Origin of the sequence: Streptomyces sp. NPDC127177 (assembly GCF_042672475.1) — a bacterium.
Classification (GTDB): Bacteria; Actinomycetota; Actinomycetes; order Streptomycetales; family Streptomycetaceae; genus Streptomyces.
The window spans coordinates 45,623-68,056 of sequence record NZ_JBHXUW010000043.1 but is presented as its reverse complement, the minus strand read 5'-3'; the positions used below and the strand labels follow the sequence as shown (position 1 = coordinate 68,056).

Genomic DNA, 22,434 nt, shown 5'->3' with positions numbered 1-22,434 from the left:
CGGCTCCTCGCCTCGGGGTCCCGCACGGATCACCGACAGTCTGCCGCACCCCCCTGACAGTGGCGCAGCTCGCACCGACAACATCCGCAATATCCATAAGAGTTGCTGCCGAACCTATTCCTGCTCCCCTCGTTCCCGTTGAACGGACTCCCGTGAATCTCCCAGCGCGGATCCGCTGTTCTGGAGGACCTGTTCGCACTATGCCGACGCCGAAGGCATCACCGTGAGCACCAACGGGACCGAAGTCCAAGTCCCCATCCTGGGGAGGGACAGCCGGGTCACCAGGCATTCGTTTCGGGCAAGAAGGAGCAGAACGCCATCAAGACCACCCTCTTCAGTGAACGCCGGGGCCGCGCCCTCTCCATCGGCATCGTGCGCCAGGGTCGCATACACGATCAAGCTGCGGTGCGCACCGACGGCATCGCCGAGCAGTTCCACCAGCATCCCGACGCGAAAGCCGAGGTGGACGCGGGCTACCGCAGGCTGGCCAGCGAGTTACCCGACCAGGTCAGCGCCCCGCCGAACAATCCCTCCGACAACGCATGCGCCGAGACAACCCTGCCTGGCGCGAACAGCGTCGCCGCCAGCCCTCCCAGCGGATCTGTGTGGAACACACCGACGCCGAGTAACGCTGTGGCACTCCAGCGTGCACCGGGCGCCGTGAAGCCTACGCGCCACCCCACCTGGCGATCGTCTCACTAGTCTCCGACCGCTCCGCCCGACGGCCAACCCCTCGCAAGCACAGGACCGAACTGGTGCTCACCCGCCCAATCGCCAACTGATCAACCACCGGTCGAACGGCCAGGTAGACACACCCCGAACCAGACTGCTCCCCGAGTCGTTAGCCCAGCCGCCTCAGACGTCGGCTCCGCCGAAGCGCTCGCGGTAGGACTCCAGGTCCTCCTCCGGGATCTTCGCGAAGAGCACCGGCGGCACGGTGAACGGGGTGCCGGCCGGGACAGCGTCCAGGGACTTCGCCTGCTCGGCGGTCACCCAGGTCGCGGTGTCGCTCTCCAGGGCGAAGGCACCGCGCATGGCGGCGGCCGAGGCGGGGATGAACGGCTCGGAGACGATCGCGTAGAGGTGGATGAGATTCATCGCTGCACGCAGGGTCAGGGCCGCACCCTCCGGGTCGGTCTTGATCTCCAGCCAGGGGGCCTTCTCCTCCAGGTAGGAGTTACCTGCCGACCACAGGGCCCGCAGCGCCGCCCCTGCCTTGCGGTACTGGAGGGCCTCCATGTGCTCCTCGTACTCGGCCAGAAGCCGCGCGATCTCCTCGCCCAGCCGCGCTTCCGCCTCGCCTGCCGCATTGCCCGCAGGGACGTCGTCCCCGAAGCGCTTGCGGGAGAAGGACAGCACGCGGTTGACGAAGTTGCCGAGGGTGTCGGCCAGGTCCTTGTTGACCGTGGCGGCGAAGTGCTCCCAAGTGAAGGAGGAGTCGTCGGACTCGGGGGCATTGGCGATCAGGAAGTAGCGCCAGTAGTCCGCCGGCAGCATCTCCAGCGCGGCGTCGGTGAAGATGCCTCGCTTCTGGGAGGTGGAGAACTTGCCGCCGTAGTACGTGAGCCAGTTGAAGCCCTTGACGACGTCGACCTTCTTCCACGGCTCGCGGACGCCGAGTTCGGTGGCCGGGAACATCACCGTGTGGAACGGGACGTTGTCCTTGGCCATGAACTGGGTGTAGCGCACGGTGTCGTCGGCCTCGTACCACCACGACTTCCAGTCACGGCGCTCGCCGGCCGGGGCGGCGTCCGACCACTCCTTCGTCGCCCCGATGTACTCGATCGGGGCGTCGAACCAGACGTAGAAGACCTTGCCCTCGGCCGCGAGCTCCGGCCAGGTGTCGGTCGGAACCGGGACGCCCCAGTCCAGGTCACGGGTGATGGCGCGGTCGTGGAGGCCCTCGGTCAGCCATTTGCGGGCGATGGAGGAGGATAGCTGCGGCCACTGCGCCTCGTGGAGCGCGACCCACGCCTCGACCTCGTGCTGGAGCTTCGACTGGAGCAGGAACAGGTGCGTGGTCTCGCGGACCTCCAGCTCCGTGGAGCCGCTGATCGCTGAGCGGGGGTTCAGCAGGTCGGTCGGGTCGAGGACGCGGGTGCAGTTCTCGCACTGGTCGCCGCGGGCCTTGTCGTAGCCGCAGAGCGGGCAGGTGCCCTCGACGTACCGGTCCGGCAGGAAGCGGCCGTCGACCGGCGAGTACACCTGCCGGATCGCCCGTTCCTCGATGAAGCCGTTCTTGTGCAGCTGGCGCGCGAAGTGCTGCGTGATCTCGGCGTTCTGCTGCGAGGAACTGCGTCCGAAGTAGTCGAAGGCGAGCTGGAAGCCGTCGTACACGGCCTTCTGCGCGTCGTGGGCCTGCCCGCAGAACTCCGCCACCGACACTCCGGCCGCCTTGGCCGCCAGCTCGGCCGGTGTCCCGTGCTCGTCGGTGGCGCAGATGTACAGGACGTCGTGGCCACGCTGGCGGAGGTACCGGGAGTACACGTCCGCCGGAAGCATCGACCCGACCATGTTGCCCAGGTGCTTGATCCCGTTGATGTAGGGAAGCGCGCTGGTTACCAGGTGTCGAGCCATCCTTGGATGCTCCATTTCGTACGGCGCCGGTGACAGTGCCACGGCGGGCCCAGGTCGGGAGAGTGCAGCGGGCGCGACCGCTCAGGTCGCCCCGGTCACGCGTAGTGAGGTTGGCGCTGCAAGCCGTCGCAATCGTATGGCACCTGGGTGCCACCCCGGCGAGCCGTTTTTTCCATCGGACGAGCCTGTGCGAAGACGCACTCGGCCGTCCGAGACAGGCGGCCAGGCGAGTCTCGGACGGCCGAGGCGGTCCTCGTGTTAGGGGCCCGTATGTCCGTGGTTGCGCACTCCTTGTCTCACACGAGACCGAAGGGTGATTCATACGATCCAAGACCCCTCTCCCAGCAGGGCCACGCACTCCGGACCGGCGTCACCCTGCGAACAGCGAAGTCCAGGTGCCTCTCACCGCCCAGGCTTCGCCTCGGCCTGTGCTAACTCCGTGCACGAAGGAGGGCGTCGAGCACGTGCACGGGCGACGTGGGGCACATCGCCAGGCGGGCAGCGAGTGCTGTCTCCCACTGCTCGGTCAGGCCGAGCATGAGGCGCTTGCGCATGCCAGGGGTGACATGGGCATAGCGCGCCGAGACGGAGCCGTCGATGTGTCCCATGCGCTGGTCCATGAGGACCTTCTCGGTGCCGAGGTCCTCCATCACGGTCCTATGGGCGTGGCGCAGTCCGTGAGGCGTGAGGCCCTTGACGACCGGGAGCCAGCAGGCGTCGGCCCGTTGGCCGGCGCCGCGCCCTCGCGCGGGGACTCCTGGCCACGGCTCCCCGAGTAGCGGCACGGGTCGTGTCTCCTGCGGGGCCTTCTTCGGATACCAGCCCGATACCGCCGGGGTGAACAACCACGTCGCGAAACCGTTCCTGCGCCAGTGGGCCGCAGGCTCCACCACCGCGCCGCCTCGTACGAACCCGAGGTCCGTGATGGCCTCCTCTACCCGCATTCGCGTCGCCTCAGCGACGCGATCGGGGTGGTTGAGGACGTTGGACACTGTCCCCGTGGAGACTTCGGCACGGCGTGCGACGTCGACGAGTTTCGCACCGTGGTGGCCGCCCGTACGAGCCGTGCCCTGCCCGCGGAAGACGTAGGTCCTACCGTGGCAGGTACAGTGCGTCGGCTCCGTGCGGGCGACGTGATTGGCGACCAGGGCGGACAGCCAGTCCATCGAGTCGAGGGTGCGATAGCTGTCGTCCTTGGGCGGGCAGCGCACCATTTCGCCCGAGTCCAGTTCGTACAGCTGCCATTCGACACGGACGGACCCAGGTCGGGCGAACTCGGTCTCCAGGCCGACTATTTCGCCCCAGCGCATGCCGGTGTATCCCTTGAGGACGACGGCGACGAACTCGTCATCTCGGCCGGACAGTAGTGCTGCTCGTTCGGCGATCAACAGGATGCCGAGCGGATCGGTGACGACCTTTTCCGGGCCTCGGTCACGGGAGCGGCCCGCGCGCTTGCCCCGCCCACGCCGCCTGGTCGCCGGGTTCGACGTGATCAGCCCTTCGCGTCCTCGTAGATCAGGTGGAACGTCGAGCGCCAGGTCTTGACGCTGGAGGCCGCGTACAGGGCCCTTTCCTTCTTCTCCCACCGGTCGACGTCCGAGCGCAGGATGCCGGCGAGCGCATGGTCCCCGAAGTCGGGAAGCAGGTGCTCCTCGATGTGGCGCTTGTAGTTCTGCATCGTCGATGCGGCCAGGTCCTGGGCCTCGTACCAGCGGCTCGCGTACTCGCCGAACGTCTCCTGCCCGAGTGCCGGGTCACGCCAGTCGCCGCGCCGGTACTTGTTCTCGGCCTCGCTCGCGGCGCGCTGAGCCTCGCCCTTGGTGGCGAACTTGATCGCCTTGCCCTGCTCGTCGACGACCGTGAGGTGCTTCCCAGGTGCGGTCTTGTACCGGCCACGCCAGTAGTTCGCGCGCTTCTCCGCGAAACCCACGCTCCTCCTCTCCCTTGGTACGCGGTCGTGTCAGGCGACGGTGCTGAACTGGCTCTGCCTGGCGCGGGCCGGAGGCCGCGCCCGCAGGCGGGTTGTGGGCGCGGCACGCTGGGCGGCATTCGCCTGCTGGGCGTCAGCCTTGGCAGCGGCCCGAGCTGTGACGGGCTGGTGTGCCCGTGCGGGCCGTTCCTCGTGGAGGCGGATGATCTCTGCGAGGTGTTCTGCGGTGAAGCGGTACGCGCGGCCGACCCGGGTGAAGGGGATCAGCCGCCGGCGGGCCCTGTCCTTGACCCACCAGGCAGAGCAGCCGAGAACAGCAGCGATGTCCTCGGGACGGTAGAGGCGGGGCGGCGCTACGCCGGTCCCTGGCTGCTCAGCCATGCAAGATCGCCTCCTTCGCGGTACAGAGGCGGAACGGCAACGGAGCAGGGGGAATGGCCTCTCGGCGCAAGGAGGTTCCTTCTCTGGCGCAGCCGTGCGGAGACGGGTACGCCGGTCTTGGTGTTTCAGGTACGGGCGAGGTGATGTGCGTAGCGGCTGCCGGGTGTTGGCCCACCCGGGGAGCGCTGTTGGGGCTCGTTCGGCTAACTCGTCTCGGCGAGCAGGGCGAGCGGGGAGAGGCCGAGAGCGGCTGCGATGTCGACGAGGTCGTCGGCATCGCAGCGGCGCTGTCTGCATTCGATGCGGGACAGCATCGTGATGGTCATGGGTCGGCCGAGCGCGGTGACCCGTTCGGCCAGCTGGCGCTGGGCGAATCCGCGCGCTGTGCGGGCACGGGTAATGGCGCGGGCGGTCAGCACGCCGGCCGGACCAATTCCCAAGGGGCTTTTAGGCATGGGTCAGTTGTAGCTCTGCATTGCCGGTTTGGGTAACCGGCGATGTGCTGCTATGTTTCGCATCTTTTTTGTCAGGTCTGGTCCTCAGGCTCCTTGCGAGCGGCGCAACATAGACCGGAATTGGCGGATGACCAAATCACCTGATGCCCTCATGCTGGTAGCACCTACGTGGTGCTCGACGTGGGCATCTTGCATCGCGCGCTCACCAGCGCCACCCAAGGATTCACTGGCCAACTGCCGGATTTATGCAACTTCTTGGCCAACCGGCGATTCGGGTCTACCGTTTTAAGGAGGCCGCGCACGACACGTTCGCCGAGAGCTGTTTGCTTTCCCGGCGGAATGCTGGACTTGTGCGGGGAAGATGTGGCTGTCTTGGCCATGCGCCCGGAAACCCCTGCGGTTCCGAGCACATGAAGAAGCCCCCGGCGGGCCAACGCCGGGGGCCAAGAAGTCCCTACCGATATCGCCCGTACCTGAACGATCAAGACGGTGGCGGTCATAACGCCACCGGGTGAGGAACTGTGCATGCCCCAACAAGCTACTGCCTTCGTGGCCGTAGTCGCATCCCCGTCGCCGAACTCGCCTGCTCGGCCCACGAAGGCGGGGCGATAGACATGGCGCGGATACGCACCATCAAGCCGGAAGCCTTCATCTCCGAGTCGCTCGCCGCGGTGAGCGTCCATGCCGAGCGGACCTTCTTCGGCCTGCTTACGCAGGCGGACGACCACGGTCGCTTCCGCGACCAGGCCGCTGTCATCGCCGGTGCCCTGTGGTCCCTGCGCCCCGAGCACGGCCCGCTGGAGGTCGAGGACGACCTCACGCAGCTCGACAGTGCGGGTCTGATCTGCCGGTACGAGGGCGACGACGGCAAGCGGTACCTGCACATCGTCACCTGGGCCCGTCACCAGAAGATCAATCGGCCCAGCGGCAGCCGCTGCCCGGCCTGCCCGCGCCACCAGGGCAGCCGGTCGGACGAGGCGACCTCGCCTGTTCACGGCGCCCTCCATGAACAGGCCGTGAGCCCTCACGGTGGACGCCCTGATGCGTCACGCGGATACAGCGAGCCCTCCGTGAACCGGAAAACCGCAGGTCAGGGCAATTTCAGTGAGCCCTCACCACAACGCTGGGAGACTGCGGTGAGGACTCAGGGTCCGGATCTAGGACCTAGGATCCTGGATCTAGGATCACCTCCGGTGGGGAGCGCAAGCGCCCCCGCGCCCCCTGCCGTCTCGGGTTCGGTCTCGGCCAAGGACCTGGTCGCCGAGCACGTCGCCGCATGCCGGCACCGCCCGCCCAGCGACGTCCTCGGCCACCTCGGCAAGGTGGTCAGCAAACTGCTCGGCGAGGGGTTGTCCCCCGACCACATCAGGGCCGGGATGGACCGCATGCGCACCAAGGGGCTGTCCGCTGGGCTGCTGCCGAGCCTGGTCGACGAGGCCATGAACGCCCCACGGGCAGCTGCTGCCCCGCACCGGGCATGGACCAACCCGGCGCCCGCTGACGTCGAGGCGGCCTACGGGGGTCAGCTGTGACCACAGCCACCACCAGCCGCGAGCCGCAGCGCATGAACACCCTCGCCGCCCGCCTCGGCACCATCCTCGCCGAACGGGGCATCGATCCAACTACGTCACCTGCCGAGGCTCCTTCGGAACGGGTGACCGCGCTGGAACTGGCTGCGGCCCGCATCCCGCCCCGTTACCGCCACGCGCTCGCCGGCCACCAGCAGGTTGCCGCCTGGGTCGACGAGGTGGCCCTCGCCGCACGGCCCGGACCGAGCGGCACTCGGGGCATCGCACTCGGACCGTCCCTGCTGATCGCCGGGCCCACCGGCACCGGTAAGACGCACCAGGCGTACGGCGCGGTGCGCTCGCTGCTGACCGCCGGGGTGCGGCTGCGGTGGGAGGCGGCCACCACGGCCGACCTGTACGCCCGCCTGCGCCCTCGCCCCGGCCACGACGCCGAGCGAGACCTCGCCACGCTCAGCACCTGCCCACTGCTGATCCTGGACGACCTCGGCGCAGCCAAGCAGTCGGAGTGGACCGAGGAGATCACCTACCGCCTGATCAACCGCCGGTACACCGATCTGCTCCCCACCCTCCTCACGACCAATCTGCCGACCGCCGCGCTCCGCGACGCCGTCGGCGACCGCGTCGCCTCCCGTCTCGCCGAGATGACCACCACCGTCGTCCTCACCGGCGCCGACCGCAGACGCCAGCTCTCCGCCTGACCGCACGGCGCCGCCCCGCACCAGCTCACCTTCACCACACCGCCCGCCCGCGCCCACGCCTGCCCACACAGCGCGGCGGGCCCTTTGGAGACCCCTGCATGACGGAACTTGCCATGCCCGCACTCGGGTACTGGAACGCGATACCTATCGCGCTCGCCGCTCTCCTGGCCACCTGCACGGTGCTGCTGGTCAGCTGGCTGATCTACCGACGCTCTCCCCGAAACCACGCCAAGCGACAGCCCGGAACGCCCGCAGTCAGGGTCGCCGCACTGGCCGCGGTCGGATGTACCGCCTACAGCGCTGACACCAGCTGGCAGTTCGCCGCCGACTACCTGGACATGAGCGGCACCGCCGAGCGCATCGCGATGTTCGCCGCCGCCGAACTCGCCCTCTTCGCCACGGCCCTGCTGGCGCGGCAGAACCTGCGCGGTCCCAAACAAGCACCCGGCCTGCCCGGCGCCCTGACCTGGGTGATCACCGCTGTGCAGGTGATCCCCGCGTACGCCGAGTCGGGTGTGGTCGGCGGCACGGTACGGGCCTTCGTGGGACCGGTCATGGCCGCACTGCTCTGGCACCACGCCATGGGCATCGAACTGCGCATCCGCACGCCCGAGGCGGCCTCCCACAGCCTCCTCGCCCGGATCGGGCGCGAAATACGCGAACGCGGCCTCTCGCGCCTTGGGTCGCCGAGCACGATCGTGACGCCGCGCAGATCAGCCGCGACCGTGCCACCCGCAGAGCCGTCGCACTGGCCGCGCGCCTTGCGGAGCGAACCCCGAAGCAGCGCGCCGGCTGGCGAGGCCGGCGAACCGCGCGACGGCTTTCCCGCGCCGTCGCCCAAGCGTCTGTGGGAATCGACCAGCGCCAGCACGAAGTGCTGTTGCACCAGCTTGCGGTCCGCCGTCACGCGACAGCGCTGGCCACGATCGAACTGCCATCGCCTTGGACCGCCTTCACTCCGAACGAAGGCGCCATTCGCCATGTCGAGACGACTCCGCCGCGCAGCCGATCGGGTGCAGGTTTCGACTTGCCGAGCGAGGAAGCCGGGGAGCACGCCGACTCCAACCTTCGTCTTGAGTCCCTGCCTCCTCGATCCGTGCAGAACCAACTTCCCCTGCACGATTCGGTCCCCACCCGCGAGACCACCGAGCCCTCCCACGAGGACGACGTCCCTGCGACCCAACGCTACGGACGTCCTCCCGGTGCCGAGATGGACGAACTCCTCGCGATCGGCCGAGCGGCCATCGCCATGCACGGAACAGCCACCCGCGCCGTGCTACGGAACGCCATCCGCAAGGCCGAACTCCCCATCTCCGAGGACCGGCTCACCGAACTCAAGGCCCTCCTGGCCGCAGAGCAGGGTTGCGAGACCGCCGTCCCCACGGGCTGACCGGATATCCGGTCAGCCCTGAACGCCGCACGGGGGCCGTGGACCAGCACCCCCGTCTGGTCCCACGACCCCGCCCCATTCGCGCCGCTTGACCAGGCACGCACGGCCCTCCCTCACGACTCACCGCTCGAACCAGCGGGCGTTGGGGACGCTGCCCGTACGTCGACCTGGTCCGCTGCCCTCTCCCCTCAACCAGGAGCTGCTCTCCATGCAGGATTCATGCACCCACAGCCCAGAGCATCAGAACGCGCCCCAAGCCACGCCAGCCCAAAGCGGAGCAAGTTGGAGGTTCGGACACTCCCCCGCAAGGGGAGCGTCCGAACCCGACCCCGCCCCAGGGGTGGCGGGGCCCGACCAGCGCCAGGGGGCGCCGGACGGGAGGGCTGCGACCGAGGGCGGTTCGCAGCCAAGTAAGGCCGGTCACACGCGCCTGACCAAGGGGAAACCCCGCCCGCGCGACAAGAAGCAGCGCCCCGCCCACAGCGTCCGACTCAACGAACGCGAACGCACACTCATCCAGGCCGGCGCCGATGCCGTCGGCATGAGCATCGCCGGCTTCCTCGCCCACTCCGCGCTCGCCGCCGCCCGCGACCAGACCCGCACCGCCGCCACCATCGCCGCCGACCACGACATCCTCACCGAGCTCTTCGCCACCAGCCGCAAGCTCGGCTGGGCCGGCAGCAACCTCAACCAGATCACCAAGACACTCAACTCGGGCGGCCACATCGACAGCACCCGCATCGAGGAAACCCTCACCTACGTCCGCCGCGCGGCCACCGCCACCAAGGCGGCCGTGGAGCGGATCAATAACCGGCAGATAGACGAGCCCACTTGATCCCCCGCATCCACAAGCAAGGCAGCAGCACCCGCGGCCTGCTCAACTACCTCTACGGCAAGGGCACCCGCGAAGAGCACGTCGACCCCCACCTTGTCGCCTCCTTCGACGATATGGCGCCTGACCCCGGCCGCGACCCCTCCGCGACGAAGGAAGACCTCCAGCGGCTTCTCGACCAGCCACTGCACCTCCTCGACGAAGACCAGCGCCCCGAACAGCACGTGTGGCACTGCTCCGTCCGCGCAGCACGCACCGACCGCATCCTGAGCGACGAGGAATGGGGCGACATCGCCCGCCGCATCGTCGCCGCCACCGGCATCGACTCCGGCGGCCCAGACGACGCCGGGTGCCGGTGGGCCGCCGTCCGCCACGCCGACGACCACATCCACATCATCGGCACCCTCGTACGCGAGAACGGCCGCCGCCCCGACCACCACCGCTCCGGCCAACGCGCCCAGACCGAAGCCCGTCTCATCGAAGCCCACTACGACCTACACCGCGTGACCCCCGGCGACGGCACCGCAGCCAAACGCCCCACCAGCGCCGAGCGCCACAAAGCCGAACGCCAAGGGCGAGAGCGCACGGTGCGGGAGGAGCTGCGCGAGACCGTGCGCGGCGCGTCGGCCGGCGCCGCCTCCACAGATGAGTTCTTCGACCGTCTGGCCGCCGACGGCCTTCTGATCCGCAAGCGGATCGCACCCTCGGGCGATCTGCTCGGCTACAAGGTCGCGCTGCCCAGTGACCGCAGCAAGGACAACGAGCCGGTCTTCTATGCCGGCTCCACCCTCGCACCCGACCTGTCCCTGCCCCGCATCCGCGAACGCTGGTCCCTCCAAGCAGAAGCACTCACCGAGGGTGGGCCTGAGCCGGTGCAGCCCGCCCTGCCGCAGGTGACCCATCCCGCGTTCGCTCGGCGCCGGGCCGCAGCCGCCGGCTGGCAGGCCCTACTGATCATCGACCACGGCGACGACGGCATGGCGGCAGCGCAGATCGCCGAAGCGGGTGAGGTCCTGGACGCGCTCGCCAAGACCTCTGCCGCGCACACCCGTGCGGAACTGCGGGAGGCGGCCAACGCGTTCGAGCGGGCCGGCCGCTCCCATGTCCGCGCCGTACGCGGGCATGACCACGCTCTGCGGCAGGCCGCACACGATCTCGTCCACAGTGGCCCCGCACTCGGCCGCAGCGAAGACGGAGCCACCACGGCGATGGTCATCGACATGGCCATCTTCCTCGCCATCGCCGCAGCGAACTGGCACGCCAAAAGGCACCACAGCCAGCAGGCAGCCGCAGCCCAGCAAGCCGCCGAACACCTACGCACCGCCTACCAGGCAGCCGCAGCCCACCCCATCGCCACCCTCCGCCAGCGAGGCCAACGGATGGCACCGCGTATTCGAGAGAGGCAAGCCGATCTCCTGCACCAGGCACTGCCAGAGCTCGCCGAACGGATCCAGGCCGAGACCGGCTGGCCCGCCCTGGCCGCCACCCTCGCCGACGCCCGCCAAGCGGGCCACGACCCCGCCGCACTGCTCACCGACGCCGCCCGGCGACGCGAGCTCGGCAGCGCCGACTCCATCAGCGATGGCCTCGTCTGGCGCCTGCGCCGCAGCGCCCACCTGCCCGCAGCAGCACCCGAAAGCCTCCAGACCGCAGGCACCCGAGACGGCCGGCGCATCCCGACATCGGCCTCCGCCACACCGCCCGCGGCTCAGGCGTCGAACCACTCCAGCCGCAGGCACTGACCCGGGGAAACGGGCGCAACATAGCCGACGATCGCCGGTTAGCCCAACCGGCGATTCTCCAGACGATTAATGCTCCTCACCCAATCCCACAAGGAGCGTCACACCCGTATGACCGCACCCTCATCCCGACCCGACATCATCGCCCTCCTCGCCGACGCGGACTTCAAGTACCGAGCCGACACCAACACGTGGAGCCATCGCGATGGACGGCCGTTCAGCAAGGAGGAACAGGCTCATGTCCTCACAGCGACTCGCAGCGAGTTCCTCGATTTTGACGCGCAGTTCAAGCGCTTCGTGAAGCACCGGCAGGCACGGTCTGACGCCTCGGAAGCACTGCAGCGCTTCCTCGCCCCGTTCATGCAGCAGCTCACCGTGAAGAACCTCGGCAACGCCCATGAGCTCATGAGCGAAGAGGACCGGACGGAGTTCAACCGCTTGCTCGGCCTCGTAGCCAAACCCCCGCGCCCCTTCACCGCCAACACCTACTGACGAAGGGCCGCGTCGTTGTTCGACCAGGGCGAGGAATCGGCCTGGCCGGAGTGTCTGCCAGCCTCAGCGATCGGAGCGACGAGAGATCAGATAGGCACCGTCGCTCAGCGGTGCCAGCAAGCGGGACATAGCACCCAGTGTTGACACGGTCCCGCCCCAGCAGCCACGAGTCCGCTGCACACAAGACCTGCTAGAGCAGCACAAAGCCGGGCCGCCCAGACGGGAGGCCCGGCTTTGTTACGCGGGGGGGGGCGCTTCTCAGCTGGCGGGGGCGCACAGGAGCTGGTCCCGCGTGCTGTCCGGCAGCACCCGGCGCAGTACCGGTGCCGTGGAGCTGAGCGAGGAGGCGAACGCGGCGACCAAACGATGCGGCACGCTCGCGCTGAATGAGGCGGCCCACAGGTACGGAGCCCCCATTGCAGGCTCAGCCCACGCCTGCCAGCCCATCGCCACCTGCCCGTCCCCCTCGACGGTCAGGACGCTGGGGTCGGCATCCTGGATGAGGGGCGGCACCTCACCGAGGCTGAGGCGGGCGGTGAAGGTGGGGTGCATCGCCGCCGCGTGGGGTTGGTCGGCGTCGCGGAGCCAACCGTGCCCGGCGGCCGCAGCGAGGACCACCTCGGGATCGTCGTACAAGGTGGTGGGCTGGCTGCATTGGTCGAGCGCCAGGAGAAACTCGGTGATGGCCTCTCCCGGTACGCCTGGGGTGAAGTAGGCGGACCAGTCCGCGAGCGAACTGGTGGTGTCCGAGCGGGCCGAGACCTGCCACGCGACCGGCAGGCCACCGAGGTGGAACGGCTCGTCCGCCAGCATCCACTGTGCCCACCGAAGAGCGTCGGGACTGATGTGCAGGACGGTGCTGCGCACCACCTGGTGATCTCCCAGCTCATCGAAGTCTCGCCGTCCTCGCACGGCTGTCAGACTCGCCCAGCCCAGACCGGCGAGGCTGTCCGCGACGACATCGCAGAGACGGCCGTCATCGCCGGCCAGGTGTCGGGGGCTGACCCAGTACGCGGGAAGAGCGCCGGCCGCGAAAGAGGGATCGAACGGGTAGTTCGGATTCAGGAGTGCCTCCAAGGGCCGGGTTCGGGCGCACTTGCCGTCGGCAACGCGGCGCGGAAGCGCCTGGACGGGAGCCTGCCGGTTCATGGCGACGACTACCTCGGGCGGAAGGCGCCCGAGGTACACCGCCGGGGCGCCGGGCGGCAGCCCGGGTGTCGCGGCCGTACCTCGGGCGGCAGGCGCCCGAGCCCGCTGTCGGCGTCGCGCCGCCAGCTAGTTAAACGAGTGGTGAAGCTGCGGCCAGGGGGAGCCGCAGGCGCACCGATCAGCACTCTGACCTGGGGCTCTGGCGGGTCGTCTACGTTGACATCCCTCTGCCCTCGCTGGCCAGTCTTTCCTGGCTCTTCCCTGTCTGCCCACGGCGAACTGGGACACGGGCGACGCTTGAACGGTCTCAGATTTCGCTGCACAGTCTCACTCTGCGCTTCATATCAACTGCACTTATACAGCGATCGTGAGACATGACGGTCGGAGTTTTCCCCGCGTGGTGAGCGGTGGCTGTCAGGAAATGACGCCCGTCATGTCGGTGGGTGTCCGTACGCTCTCGGCATGAATGACGAAGAGACGCCAGAGGGCGAAGAGGTCCGCTTCCTGGACGTGCCGATCACCGACGCCTTCGCAGAGGCTGCGGCCGAGGTGCTTCGGGAGTACCGGGAGATGGTCGAGAAGAGCCTCGCGCAGTCCGAGGAGAGCGAGGATGCGCTGTTCCTGGCGGAGATCACCAGCATCATCAGCACCCCGAAGGTCGGTATGGCGAGAGGATCCCTATACGGGATGCTGCTGGAGATCGCGGGCATGTCGTGGGATACAGCCCTTGACCACGTGAAGGCCCTGGAGCACGACATAGTCCGGAAGCCTCCACCGGTCTGGTCGACCCTGGTCATGGCACGGGCCGTGCTGGAGAGCTGCCTCTTCTCCGATTACCTCTACGATCCATCAGTTTCTGGCTCGCTTCGGCTAGCCAGGTGCGCCGGGCTATGGCGCAAGGACACGGACCACAGCGCGAACCTCGCGCAGGTCCTTGAGCAGGAAGACGAGTTCGCGGAAGTCGACGACTACGTCACAAAAGCGCTGGCCGACTGCGGCATTGAGGCACGCCGAAGCAAAGCCGGAAAAATCACTGGGTACATAGTGGACGGCGAGGCTTCGAACCTCGACTTCAACATCACGGAGCGGGTCAGGAGCCGTCTGCCCGAGTGGCTGCCGATGCCATACGGCCTTCTATCAGGTGCCGCCCACGGCCGTCCTTGGATGACCAACAGAGCCCGGACCGTGTCGAAGGACCAGGATGGTCTTGTTGGCGAAGCGGCCACAGTAGTGACCGCGATCATGGTCGCGATGGCGTCGATGGAGATGTGCCTGCGGGACTTGCAAGGGTGCTTCGGCTACGAACTGGATGCTGCTCTGGCCGAGCTGGAGGAGTACCGCAAGGTCATGTCATTGCGTCTCATCGGTTTGGCGCACGCCCCGGAGTAGCTAGGAAGGCGTCCCGACGCTTCGGCCTGGACCGGATTACCGTCTCACCGGTCGCCCGCCACACTCCGGTGTCAGAACCACGTTGAGTCACGTCGTCCCTCCGAGAGCGTCGCGCGAAGCGAGAAATAGGGCGGCTGCAAATCCAGAGTCAGCCTAGAGCGAGCAAGCCCCAGACCTCCTCGGCACACCCCCACGACAGAGTGACACCGGCGCCTCCGTGACCGTAATTGTGCACGACCAGCGCACCGTCCTCCCCCCGCTCCGCCTCCACGCGGACCGTAGGACGGCTCGGCCGAGCGCCGATCCGGTGCTCCAGGACACGGGCGCGGGCGAGGCCGGGTTCGACCTTGACGCATCGAGCAAGAATGCCAGCCGCCGCCTTGTCGTCGGGGGCGAGGCCGCCTTCGCCGTCGATGGCTGTGCCGCCCAAGACGACGGTCTCTCCATGCGGGTAGAAGCACAACAGATCCGGTGAAGTGCCGGTGTCCTCGGAAAAGAACTCGGTGAGCCCCGGGTTGGTGACGACTACGTGCTGGCCGCGGATCGGCCGCAGTTCTGGATCCAGGACCAGGCCGCGGGCCCCCATGCCCGCGCAGTTGACGATCACGGTGGCCGGACTGACATCCGCGAACGAGGCCAGACGTCGCTGCTCAACCGTGCTGCCCGCTGCATGCAGCCGCCGCAGGAGGTAGTCGAGATACGCGGGCATGTCGATCAGCGGCACTGTGAACCGGTACCCGGCGGTGAACCCGGTCGGAAGTTCGGTCGGCTCGCACGGCCGGAACCCCGGCAGGGTCGTAGCCCAGTCCGGCGGAGACTCGGCCGTACGCGATGCCTCGATGCCGCTGGTGAGCCGGACACCCGTGGCCTGGTCCTCGGCCAGCTCCCGGAATACCTCCAGGGACCGCTGCCCCCACCGGTCGACCTTGTCCTTCGGCTCCACCAGGTACGGGCCCCACATCGCCCCGGCGGCCAGCGAGGTGACACCGGGCACCTGCTCGGCGATCACTCGCACCAAGGCCCCGGCCTCGGCGAGAACGACGGCGGTGGTCAGTCCTGCCACCCCAGCCCCGACAACAACAACGCGCTCCCCTGCGTTCATGATCTCGACATTAACGGCCGGGTGGCGTGGATGGAGCATGTCGGGCGAGGGCGTCTTCGAGGACCGGCAGGAAGCTGCGGACGTGTGGGTTGCGCTGGCGGCGGCGGAGGTCCGCGGCAAGCTGGTGCAGTAGGGCGGCGCTCCTCGGTGAACGCACGGCGTCAAGGCGGTCAGCCGCGATCTGTCCGATCTCGCAGGCCGCCTCCAGGTCTCCGTGAGCGCTGTGCCCCAAGGCCAGCCAGGCACCTTCGAACATGGCCCTCCGTTGGCTGGGATCGCCACGCGGAACGTCGTATGCCCCGGACCGGAGCATCTCGGTCCCCTGCGCGAGGAATCGTCGGGCCTTCGTGCTGCCGTCGGCCTTCTGCCGCGCGCGCCCCATCTGGATGAAGCCGTAGCCGGCCTGGCAGTCCAGGTGGTTGTCGGTCAGGAAGTACATCCACCGGGGCTCCTCCTGGCTGCCGTCCCGACTTGCGATCAGTTCTCGGGCAGAGCCCCGGGTGTGCGCGAAGTCGTTGTCACGGCCGGCGGCGGCATACGCGTAGGCGAGCCGAGAAAGGACGGATGCCCGGGCGGCGGGCGGAGCGGCTTCGCTGGCGCGGCGGGCGGCCTCGCCGAGGGCGATTGCGTCCGCTGGGTGTCCTCGGCTCGCTGCCTGGAAGGAGAGGTCGCCGAGGATATGGGCGCACAAGGGAAGGTCGTTGGCCTGATGCGCGGCTCGCAGTGCCGTGGCGAAGTAGCGCTGTGCCAGGCCGTGATCGGCGGCGTCGAAGGCCATCCAGCCGGCCAGCTGGCCGATCTCCGCGAGCGCGCGGATAAGCCTGCTTGTCACGACGGGCGAGTGACCACCATCGTGAATGAGTAGTCCCACCGCACGGAACTGAGCACCTACGTAAGGGAGATGTCGCGCTCCTCCGTGCTCGTCGTCAAGCAACTGGAGCATGGGCAGGTGCTGCTCAACCTGGTCGACAAGTGGATCGGCGCCGTTCGACGGAGCTATCCGGGGCGCGTACTGGCCTCGGCCTGCCGTTCCGTCAAGGTATTGGGCGACGATCGCGAGTAGCCCCGCGCCCGAGATCGCAAGGAATCGACGTCGGTCGACGAGCCCTCCCATCACCCAGTCTTCCACGATCGCCTCCATGCCCTGCACGGTCCAGGGCCGTGCGAGATCCGTGTCCGCAGGGACGAGAGCCGAGGAGTCGCCCGCGCGGCCTTGCCACAGTTCGGCCACCGAGATGGCTCTGCCCAGTTCCTGGGAGAGCACGTAGGCAGCCATCATCGGCAACGGCGAACGCGGAAGGGAACCGCCGTCCCTCCAGTGGTACGGCGCCGACTCAGCGACGGTGCCCGCTCCGAACACCCGGTTGAGCTTGCGAGCAAGCGCCTTGGGGCTCCATCCGAGTTCGTCGAGGCAGCCCGACAGCACGGCGTTCGGTCCCCCTGCCTGTTGTGCCACGTGCGACCACCTCGCGTCCCAGGGGTTCGTCGACCACTTCGCGCTCCCCATGGTGGGGCAGGCAGCTGCCGAATCTCCTACCTATCAAGGAAGTTGACCGAGTTGACCGGCTGATCGGGTGCTGCACGACCGGCCTCCTCCGGTGTTCTTGAGTCACGGCGGAAGGCGCCGCCTTCGACGCCGGCGGAGAAAGAGGTGGGCTTTGAGGAACCACACGAGCACCTCCCGAGACCGTCCGGGCAGTGTGCTGGAGCGCGACACCGGGCGACCGGTCTCCGCGCCCTCACACGGGTACGCCGATGGTGGCGGTACGACCACGCTGATCACGGACCTGCCATACGGACCGAGGGCGGCTGCGGTCGCTCGGGAAGCCGTCGCTGTGGCGCTCCTCGGCACAGAGGCGGACCTGCTCGACGACGCCCGACTGATCGGGTCGGAACTCGCAACGAATGCGTTCGCCTCAGGGAACCCGCCTCTGGTCCTGTGCGTGGACCGCAGGATCCCGGTCGTCGGTGGCCTGGAGGTCGAGATCACCGTGACCGACGGTGGCTGCCTTCGACCCGCGCCTACCTCTCACCCGGCGCCCGAGGAGCAGGTCGAATCGGGGCGGGGCCTGGTCCTCGTCGAGGCACTGGCCGACGCCTGGTCCCTGACGACCGGCGCCGACGGCACCCGCGCCTGGTGCCGGCTTACGCGCGCGTCCAGCGCTTCGCCTGCGAGAACGCTCTGATGCTCGCGCCTGCAAAATCCTGTCTTCGAAGGAGGCACCACACGGTGCGCATCGACCATGCGACCCCACCGCCCCCGTTCGCTGAAGCGCCGACGGCCGTCCGCCATCCTCGCGTAGTCGTCGCCCTTCACGAGGGCCTTTACGGCGCTGAGTCGGGCACCGGCTTCAGTAACCGTGCCTTTCTCACGGCGCTCGCTCGCCTCCTGCCGACGGGCCGCCTCTCCGTGATCTCCCCACCCGTCTCTGAAACAGCGGTCGCGCACGATCGGCGGTGGAGCCGCGAGGTCCAGCTCATGCTGGACGAGGCGGAGGCCGAGGTGTTCACGATTCCCGAGGTCCAGATGCCCCCGGATTCGGTCCGCGGCTCCACGCACCTGTGCGCCCTGGCGGGGAAGGCTGCCGCACGCGTCGCCGATCGCACGAGCCGCTGTCTGCTCGTCGGCCTCGACGTTCCCTTGCTCGGCCTCGCGGCTTACACGCCACCGACCACAGACCTGCTGCTCATCCCCCGCTCCGCAGCGGCCCTGACGCGGCCTGGAGACCTGTCCCGAATCCGCTGGGAACGTGAGGCCCTGCGGGCGGCGACCGCCCAGCGCGGTCGTATCGGGGCCATCTCCACCCACATGCGAAACCACCTCGTCACGAACTGTGCCATCCCGCAGGCGCACATCGTGAACATCCCGAACGGGCTGATCCGAGAGGAGATGGCCAGGCCGACGCATGTTCGGCCCCTGCCCTTCAAGGCCCGAGCCGGCTTTCTGCTTGCGATGGGGCGCGCGGTGCCCAGCAAGGGGTTCGAAGACCTCCTGGAGGCGCTGCACGTTCTGAAGGAACGAGGGGTCCGCCTTCCGCATCTGCTCCTGGCGGCCGTCACGTCATGTGAACACGAGCACCTGAGCTCGTACCAGAGGCACCTGGCAGCAGGTATCCGCGCCTCCGGCTTGGACGCGACGCTGATCACCCGCTTCACCCCCTCCATCCGCTCCTGGCTGCATAGCCCCGCGCTGCACGCGGTCGTCGTTCCCTCGCGCGAGGAGCCCTTCGGACGGATACCTCTGGAGGCGTTCGCGGCGGGGGCGGGGCCGGTCGTCGCGACCAGCGCCGGCGGACTGGCCCAGACCGTCATCGAAGGCGAGACCGGCTTCACCGCCGCACCCACGGACTCCCAGTCCCTGGCGTCCGCCCTGCACCGAGCCCTGACCGCCCTGCCCCGAGAACGCGAGCGGCTCCGGAACGCCGGTGCGGCTCTGGTGCGTTCACGCCACGACTACGAGGCCAACATTGGCTCCGCCATCGGCCGCATCGCCCCATGGGCTTTGGCCCCGTCGTCCACCGAGGAATACAGGGGCCGATGAGTCGGACGGTGGTACTCATCAGCCTGGAATCCCCGCACTCGTTCTGGCGGTTGTCCGCCGAGCACAAGCGTTCCCTTCGTGCTTCCTTCCCGGGCGTGGATTTCCGTACGGCCGCCGAGGAGGACGTGCCGTACGGGCTAGCGGAAGCCAGCATCTACTTCGGCTGGCGGTTCGAACCCTCCTGGCTGGCCGGCGCACCGCATCTGAACTGGATCGCATCCCCGGCCGCCGGCACCGACCATCTGCCCGTTGCCGAGGCGCACTCCGCCGGGGTGGCCCTGACCCGCTCGTACGGGTTCCACGGCCGTCCCATGGCCGAGCACGCCATGGGGCTGATCCTGGGCTTCTCTCGCGGGTTGTTCACGAGCCAGCGCGTTCAGCGGAACCGGATCTGGTGGAAGGACGACCTCGCCGAGGAGTTCTTCGACCTGGCCGGGTCGACGATGACCATCGTCGGTTGCGGCAGCATCGGAGGCCACCTCGCCCGCACCGCCCGCGCCTTCGGCATGGACGTGATCGGAGTACGCCGGACGCCGCCTGTGGCAGCGGGGGACGGGATCACCTGGATGCACGCCTCGGCGGTGCACCAGGCCGTCGCCATCGCCGACGTGGTGGTCGACCTGCTGCCGGCCACCCGGGCCACGCACCATCTCTTCGACCACGCCCTCTTCACGGCCTGTAAGCCGGGAGCCATCTTCCTCAACCTCGGCCGTGCGACAACCGTCGACCAGTCGGCCCTCCTGGCCGCCCTCCATACCGGCCACCTGCGGGGCGCCGCGCTGGACGTATCCGACCCGAGACCCCTGCCCGCTCGCCATCCGCTGCGGCTCCACCCCCGGGTCGTGCTCACACCGAAGAGCTCGACGCTCTGCCACACGTACATGGACAAGGCGGTCGCGTTCTTCGCCGAGAACCTGCGCCGCTTCCTTGCTGGTCAGCCGCTCACCGGTCTGGCCCAACCACCCGACGCACATTCCCCCCTCGCAGGAGGCTGACCCATGCCCACCACCCGCCACCGTGACCTGATCGCAGCCTTCGCGGCTACCGGCCGCAACCACCCCTACCTGGCCTTCACCCTGAACTCGTTGTGCAACCTGGACTGCGTGTTCTGCAAGCCCCGCTGCATGCCGGACTATGGGCACAAAGACCGCCCCCTGACCACCGCCGACTACGCGGCCATCGCCGCCGAAGCCGGGGTTTGGAAGATCCGGAAGGCGCACTGCTCCGGCGGCGAACCGACCCTGCGGGCGGACATCCTCGACGTGATCGAGGGCCTCGCCGACGGCCTCGGGTCCGACGCCGCGATCGGCATGACGAGCCACGGCAACCTACGCCGCGGGCTGAGCGTGGAGAAGCTGCACCGCGCCGGACTGACGTACCTCAACCTCAGCCTCCACAGCCTCGACCCGACGCGATCCGCCACGATCATGGGCGGCGGCGATCCGCGCACGACTACGCGCACCCTCGACGAGGCCCTCTCCCTCGGAATGCGGGTGAAGATCAACTGCGTCCTCCAGCGCACCTACCTGGACGACGCCTTCGCCGTGGCTGAGTTGGCCCGCGACCTACCTGTCGCCGTCCGTCTGATCGAACTCCAGAACATCGGGCCCGCACAGGCGCTGTTCGACACCGAGTTCATCAACGAGGCGGACGTCCGTGATCGTCTCCACGAATGGTTCGCGGGTGCGGGGGAGGTCTCTCGTGAACAGCTCGGGGTCCGTAGCCCCGGGCAGTATCTCCGTCCGGAAGGCTGGGCAGGCTCGATCGGCTTCATCTCCAACTCCAGCTGTGCCACGTGCTCCGACGCCAATCGCATCAAGATCACGCCCACTGGTGTGGCCCGCCCTTGCATCCTCCACAACCGTGACATCCCCCTGAAGCCCCACCTCGCCGACAGCACCCTCGGCAATGCCTTCGCCCACCTCTTCCAGGCCATGCTCGACCGCAACACGAACGACGCCTGGCAGGGCTTTCATTACGTCGACTACGACCTTCGCTGGGACCGGATGGAGCGTCCCGAGGGCACCCCGGTCCTGCTGCCCCTGCTCCCCGTCCTCCCCTCGGACGCGGCCCAGCCCTCGTGCACCCGAGCCTCCGCCGGAGAGCAGTGATGGTCGCAGCCGAAGCGCCGCCGCTCTACCCAGGTCTCGGAACGCTGTACGAACACGAGCTGGACGCCCACGAGGTCGGGGCCGTGATGCTCACGCACAAGTGGCAGCTGGCCGATCTGCTGGCTCCCCACTCCGACATCGACGTGCGTGTCCTCCTTCCAGAGGCACCCGCGAACTGGGAGGAGTGGAATCACCGTCTGGCCGCCGCGCATAAGTCCGCGGTCCGCCGGGAGGTCTCCCACGGGCGGCTTCTGGAGCATCCTCCCGGGTTCGCATTCACCGTGCCCGAAGCGGACGGACGGCTCGTCTGCGCACCTGAGCTCGCGACCTGGTCGCTGATCAGCGGTAGCGCCCGGGACTTCCAACGCTGGAGGTCCCGGGCCCAGATGGCCCCCTGGTGCGAGACCGACGAACGCTTCTACCGGGCAATCCTCCAGTCGAGGCTCGGAGGCCGGTACCAGCTCGCGGCGGATAGCACGGACAACGTGGTCGAGGACATCACCGCGTACAGGCGTCACTGCGTGGCCTGGCACTACCTCGCCCCCTGCTGGTTCGCCGCCGCCGCACTCGCGACACGGACGCGCTGCCCCGGCAAGACCGCCGCGCTCACCCAGTGGCGTCCGGACGGGCTGGACGCGTACGCCGAGCTGTTTCTTCGGCACTCCGAAGACGGACCCAACGGGCGACCCCGCAGCCCGCGCCACCTACTCCGGGCGGCACACGTCTCCCTAGAAGCGGCCATGCGCCGCATTCCACAGGCAAGCCACCCTCTCGACGAGGGCCAGGAGTCCGCTCCTACCGACTGGGCAATGACCGCCGGAATGCTCCGCGTACGTGTCGCCCGCTGGCTGTACTACCTCGATCCGCCGCCCGGTGTCGCGACCGAGTACCTGATCCGGCGGGAGGCGAAGGAACTCCGTTCCGCCGCACAGACCCTGAACGCGCTCGCGGAGGACGGGGCCACTCCCGCCCAACGTCTGGCCGCCCGAATGGCCGGGCTGATCCCCACCGGACCGACGACCCCCGACACCCTGCGCACCACCCTCGCGCTCTGGAACCGGCAGAAGTCCACGGTGCAGGAATTCCTGAGCCTCCCGCCCAGTGCCATCCACCCCTGAC

At 68.5% G+C, this 22,434-nt stretch carries 18 protein-coding genes and 2 pseudogenes; 13 read left to right on the top strand and 7 right to left on the bottom strand.

Annotation, left to right across the window (positions count from 1 at the left end; all coding sequences use genetic code 11):
• The first annotated feature begins 156 nt into the window (after nucleotides 1-156).
• Nucleotides 157-702 (top strand): transposase family protein, encoded by a 546-nt coding sequence (locus ACFVJX_RS25250; RefSeq protein ID WP_384314414.1) that lies wholly within the window; start codon nucleotides 157-159, stop codon nucleotides 700-702.
• Nucleotides 703-855: 153 nt separating this feature from the next.
• On the opposite strand, the gene metG is transcribed toward ACFVJX_RS25250, so the two are convergent.
• The 4 genes and pseudogenes from metG to ACFVJX_RS25230 form a co-directional block, all read right to left on the bottom strand.
• Nucleotides 856-2,577, bottom strand: coding sequence for a methionine--tRNA ligase (gene metG, locus ACFVJX_RS25245; RefSeq protein ID WP_384128265.1), 1,722 nt, complete (start codon nucleotides 2,575-2,577; stop codon nucleotides 856-858).
• Between the two features lie 431 nt (nucleotides 2,578-3,008).
• Nucleotides 3,009-4,507 (bottom strand): annotated as a pseudogene (locus ACFVJX_RS25240) (LacI family DNA-binding transcriptional regulator).
• Nucleotides 4,508-4,537: 30 nt separating this feature from the next.
• On the bottom strand, nucleotides 4,538-4,888 hold the full coding sequence (locus ACFVJX_RS25235; protein WP_384128267.1) for a helix-turn-helix domain-containing protein: 351 nt from the start codon (nucleotides 4,886-4,888) through the stop codon (nucleotides 4,538-4,540).
• Nucleotides 4,889-5,091: 203 nt separating this feature from the next.
• Entirely contained in the window at nucleotides 5,092-5,343 is a 252-nt protein-coding gene (locus ACFVJX_RS25230; protein ID WP_384128269.1) for a helix-turn-helix domain-containing protein, read from the bottom strand.
• A gap of 614 nt (nucleotides 5,344-5,957) precedes the next feature.
• Here ACFVJX_RS25230 and ACFVJX_RS25225 point away from each other — a divergent pair.
• The 6 genes and pseudogenes from ACFVJX_RS25225 to ACFVJX_RS25200 all read left to right on the top strand — a co-directional run bounded on the left by ACFVJX_RS25225 (nucleotide 5,958) and on the right by ACFVJX_RS25200 (nucleotide 12,023).
• Nucleotides 5,958-6,875, top strand: coding sequence for a hypothetical protein (locus tag ACFVJX_RS25225; protein WP_384128271.1), 918 nt, complete (start codon nucleotides 5,958-5,960; stop codon nucleotides 6,873-6,875).
• Entirely contained in the window at nucleotides 6,872-7,570 is a 699-nt protein-coding gene (locus tag ACFVJX_RS25220) for an ATP-binding protein (protein WP_206433846.1), read from the top strand. Before ACFVJX_RS25225 ends, ACFVJX_RS25220 begins: the two co-directional genes overlap by 4 nt.
• Nucleotides 7,571-7,668: 98 nt before the next feature.
• Nucleotides 7,669-8,960: pseudogene (locus ACFVJX_RS25215) on the top strand (hypothetical protein).
• A 541-nt stretch (nucleotides 8,961-9,501) separates the two neighbouring features.
• Nucleotides 9,502-9,795: a mobilization protein gene (locus tag ACFVJX_RS25210; RefSeq protein ID WP_384128274.1), complete on the top strand. Its 294-nt coding sequence runs from the start codon at nucleotides 9,502-9,504 to the stop codon at nucleotides 9,793-9,795.
• Nucleotides 9,792-11,534 (top strand): mobilization protein, encoded by a 1,743-nt coding sequence (locus ACFVJX_RS25205; protein WP_384128276.1) that lies wholly within the window; start codon nucleotides 9,792-9,794, stop codon nucleotides 11,532-11,534. The genes ACFVJX_RS25210 and ACFVJX_RS25205 overlap by 4 nt, the downstream gene beginning before the upstream one ends.
• Before the next feature lie 108 nt (nucleotides 11,535-11,642).
• Nucleotides 11,643-12,023: a hypothetical protein gene (locus ACFVJX_RS25200; protein WP_384128277.1), complete on the top strand. Its 381-nt coding sequence runs from the start codon at nucleotides 11,643-11,645 to the stop codon at nucleotides 12,021-12,023.
• A gap of 258 nt (nucleotides 12,024-12,281) precedes the next feature.
• Here the strand turns inward: ACFVJX_RS25200 and ACFVJX_RS25195 are convergent, their stop codons facing one another.
• A complete protein-coding gene (locus tag ACFVJX_RS25195; protein WP_384128374.1) occupies nucleotides 12,282-13,100 on the bottom strand; it encodes a DUF317 domain-containing protein in 819 nt (272 codons plus the stop codon).
• Between the two features lie 534 nt (nucleotides 13,101-13,634).
• On the opposite strand from ACFVJX_RS25195, the gene ACFVJX_RS25190 reads away from it, so the two are divergent.
• The gene (locus ACFVJX_RS25190) at nucleotides 13,635-14,561 is read left to right on the top strand and encodes a hypothetical protein (RefSeq protein ID WP_384128279.1); all 927 of its coding nucleotides are present in this window, start codon (nucleotides 13,635-13,637) and stop codon (nucleotides 14,559-14,561) included.
• A 148-nt stretch (nucleotides 14,562-14,709) separates the two neighbouring features.
• Here the strand turns inward: ACFVJX_RS25190 and ACFVJX_RS25185 are convergent, their stop codons facing one another.
• The gene (locus ACFVJX_RS25185; RefSeq protein WP_384128281.1) at nucleotides 14,710-15,663 is read right to left on the bottom strand and encodes an FAD-dependent oxidoreductase; all 954 of its coding nucleotides are present in this window, start codon (nucleotides 15,661-15,663) and stop codon (nucleotides 14,710-14,712) included.
• A 10-nt stretch (nucleotides 15,664-15,673) separates the two neighbouring features.
• Nucleotides 15,674-17,119 carry a carph-isopro domain-containing protein gene (locus tag ACFVJX_RS25180; RefSeq protein WP_265690516.1) on the bottom strand — a complete coding sequence of 482 codons (1,446 nt, stop codon included), beginning with the start codon at nucleotides 17,117-17,119 and terminating at the stop codon, nucleotides 15,674-15,676.
• A gap of 202 nt (nucleotides 17,120-17,321) precedes the next feature.
• Between ACFVJX_RS25180 and ACFVJX_RS25175 the strand changes: the two genes are divergently transcribed.
• Genes ACFVJX_RS25175 through ACFVJX_RS25155 form a run of 5 tightly spaced genes read left to right on the top strand, consistent with a single transcriptional unit; the run spans nucleotide 17,322 to nucleotide 22,433 of the window.
• Nucleotides 17,322-17,849 carry an ATP-binding protein gene (locus ACFVJX_RS25175; protein WP_384128283.1) on the top strand — a complete coding sequence of 176 codons (528 nt, stop codon included), beginning with the start codon at nucleotides 17,322-17,324 and terminating at the stop codon, nucleotides 17,847-17,849.
• Nucleotides 17,850-17,893: 44 nt separating this feature from the next.
• Nucleotides 17,894-19,204, top strand: coding sequence for a glycosyltransferase family 4 protein (locus ACFVJX_RS25170; protein ID WP_384128285.1), 1,311 nt, complete (start codon nucleotides 17,894-17,896; stop codon nucleotides 19,202-19,204).
• Nucleotides 19,201-20,199, top strand: coding sequence for a D-2-hydroxyacid dehydrogenase (locus ACFVJX_RS25165; RefSeq protein ID WP_384128287.1), 999 nt, complete (start codon nucleotides 19,201-19,203; stop codon nucleotides 20,197-20,199). The genes ACFVJX_RS25170 and ACFVJX_RS25165 overlap by 4 nt, the downstream gene beginning before the upstream one ends.
• 3 nt (nucleotides 20,200-20,202) lie before the next feature.
• Entirely contained in the window at nucleotides 20,203-21,315 is a 1,113-nt protein-coding gene (locus ACFVJX_RS25160; protein WP_384128288.1) for a radical SAM protein, read from the top strand.
• The gene (locus ACFVJX_RS25155; RefSeq protein WP_384128290.1) at nucleotides 21,315-22,433 is read left to right on the top strand and encodes a hypothetical protein; all 1,119 of its coding nucleotides are present in this window, start codon (nucleotides 21,315-21,317) and stop codon (nucleotides 22,431-22,433) included. Before ACFVJX_RS25160 ends, ACFVJX_RS25155 begins: the two co-directional genes overlap by 1 nt.
• Nucleotide 22,434: the final 1 nt, after the last annotated feature.

Bases quoted from the DNA above. Each gene is read 5' to 3' on its own strand.
- ACFVJX_RS25210 (WP_384128274.1), top strand. From the start codon at position 9,502: ATGAGCATCGCCGGCTTCCTCGCCCACTCCGCGCTCGCCGCCGCCCGC.
- ACFVJX_RS25235 (WP_384128267.1), bottom strand. From the start codon at position 4,888: ATGGCTGAGCAGCCAGGGACCGGCGTAGCGCCGCCCCGCCTCTACCGT.
- ACFVJX_RS25155 (WP_384128290.1), top strand. From the start codon at position 21,315: ATGGTCGCAGCCGAAGCGCCGCCGCTCTACCCAGGTCTCGGAACGCTG.
- ACFVJX_RS25190 (WP_384128279.1), top strand. From the start codon at position 13,635: ATGAATGACGAAGAGACGCCAGAGGGCGAAGAGGTCCGCTTCCTGGAC.
- ACFVJX_RS25185 (WP_384128281.1), bottom strand. From the start codon at position 15,663: ATGAACGCAGGGGAGCGCGTTGTTGTTGTCGGGGCTGGGGTGGCAGGA.
- ACFVJX_RS25200 (WP_384128277.1), top strand. From the start codon at position 11,643: ATGACCGCACCCTCATCCCGACCCGACATCATCGCCCTCCTCGCCGAC.
- ACFVJX_RS25230 (WP_384128269.1), bottom strand. From the start codon at position 5,343: ATGCCTAAAAGCCCCTTGGGAATTGGTCCGGCCGGCGTGCTGACCGCC.
- ACFVJX_RS25225 (WP_384128271.1), top strand. From the start codon at position 5,958: ATGGCGCGGATACGCACCATCAAGCCGGAAGCCTTCATCTCCGAGTCG.
- metG (WP_384128265.1), bottom strand. From the start codon at position 2,577: ATGGCTCGACACCTGGTAACCAGCGCGCTTCCCTACATCAACGGGATC.
- ACFVJX_RS25160 (WP_384128288.1), top strand. From the start codon at position 20,203: ATGCCCACCACCCGCCACCGTGACCTGATCGCAGCCTTCGCGGCTACC.
- ACFVJX_RS25165 (WP_384128287.1), top strand. From the start codon at position 19,201: ATGAGTCGGACGGTGGTACTCATCAGCCTGGAATCCCCGCACTCGTTC.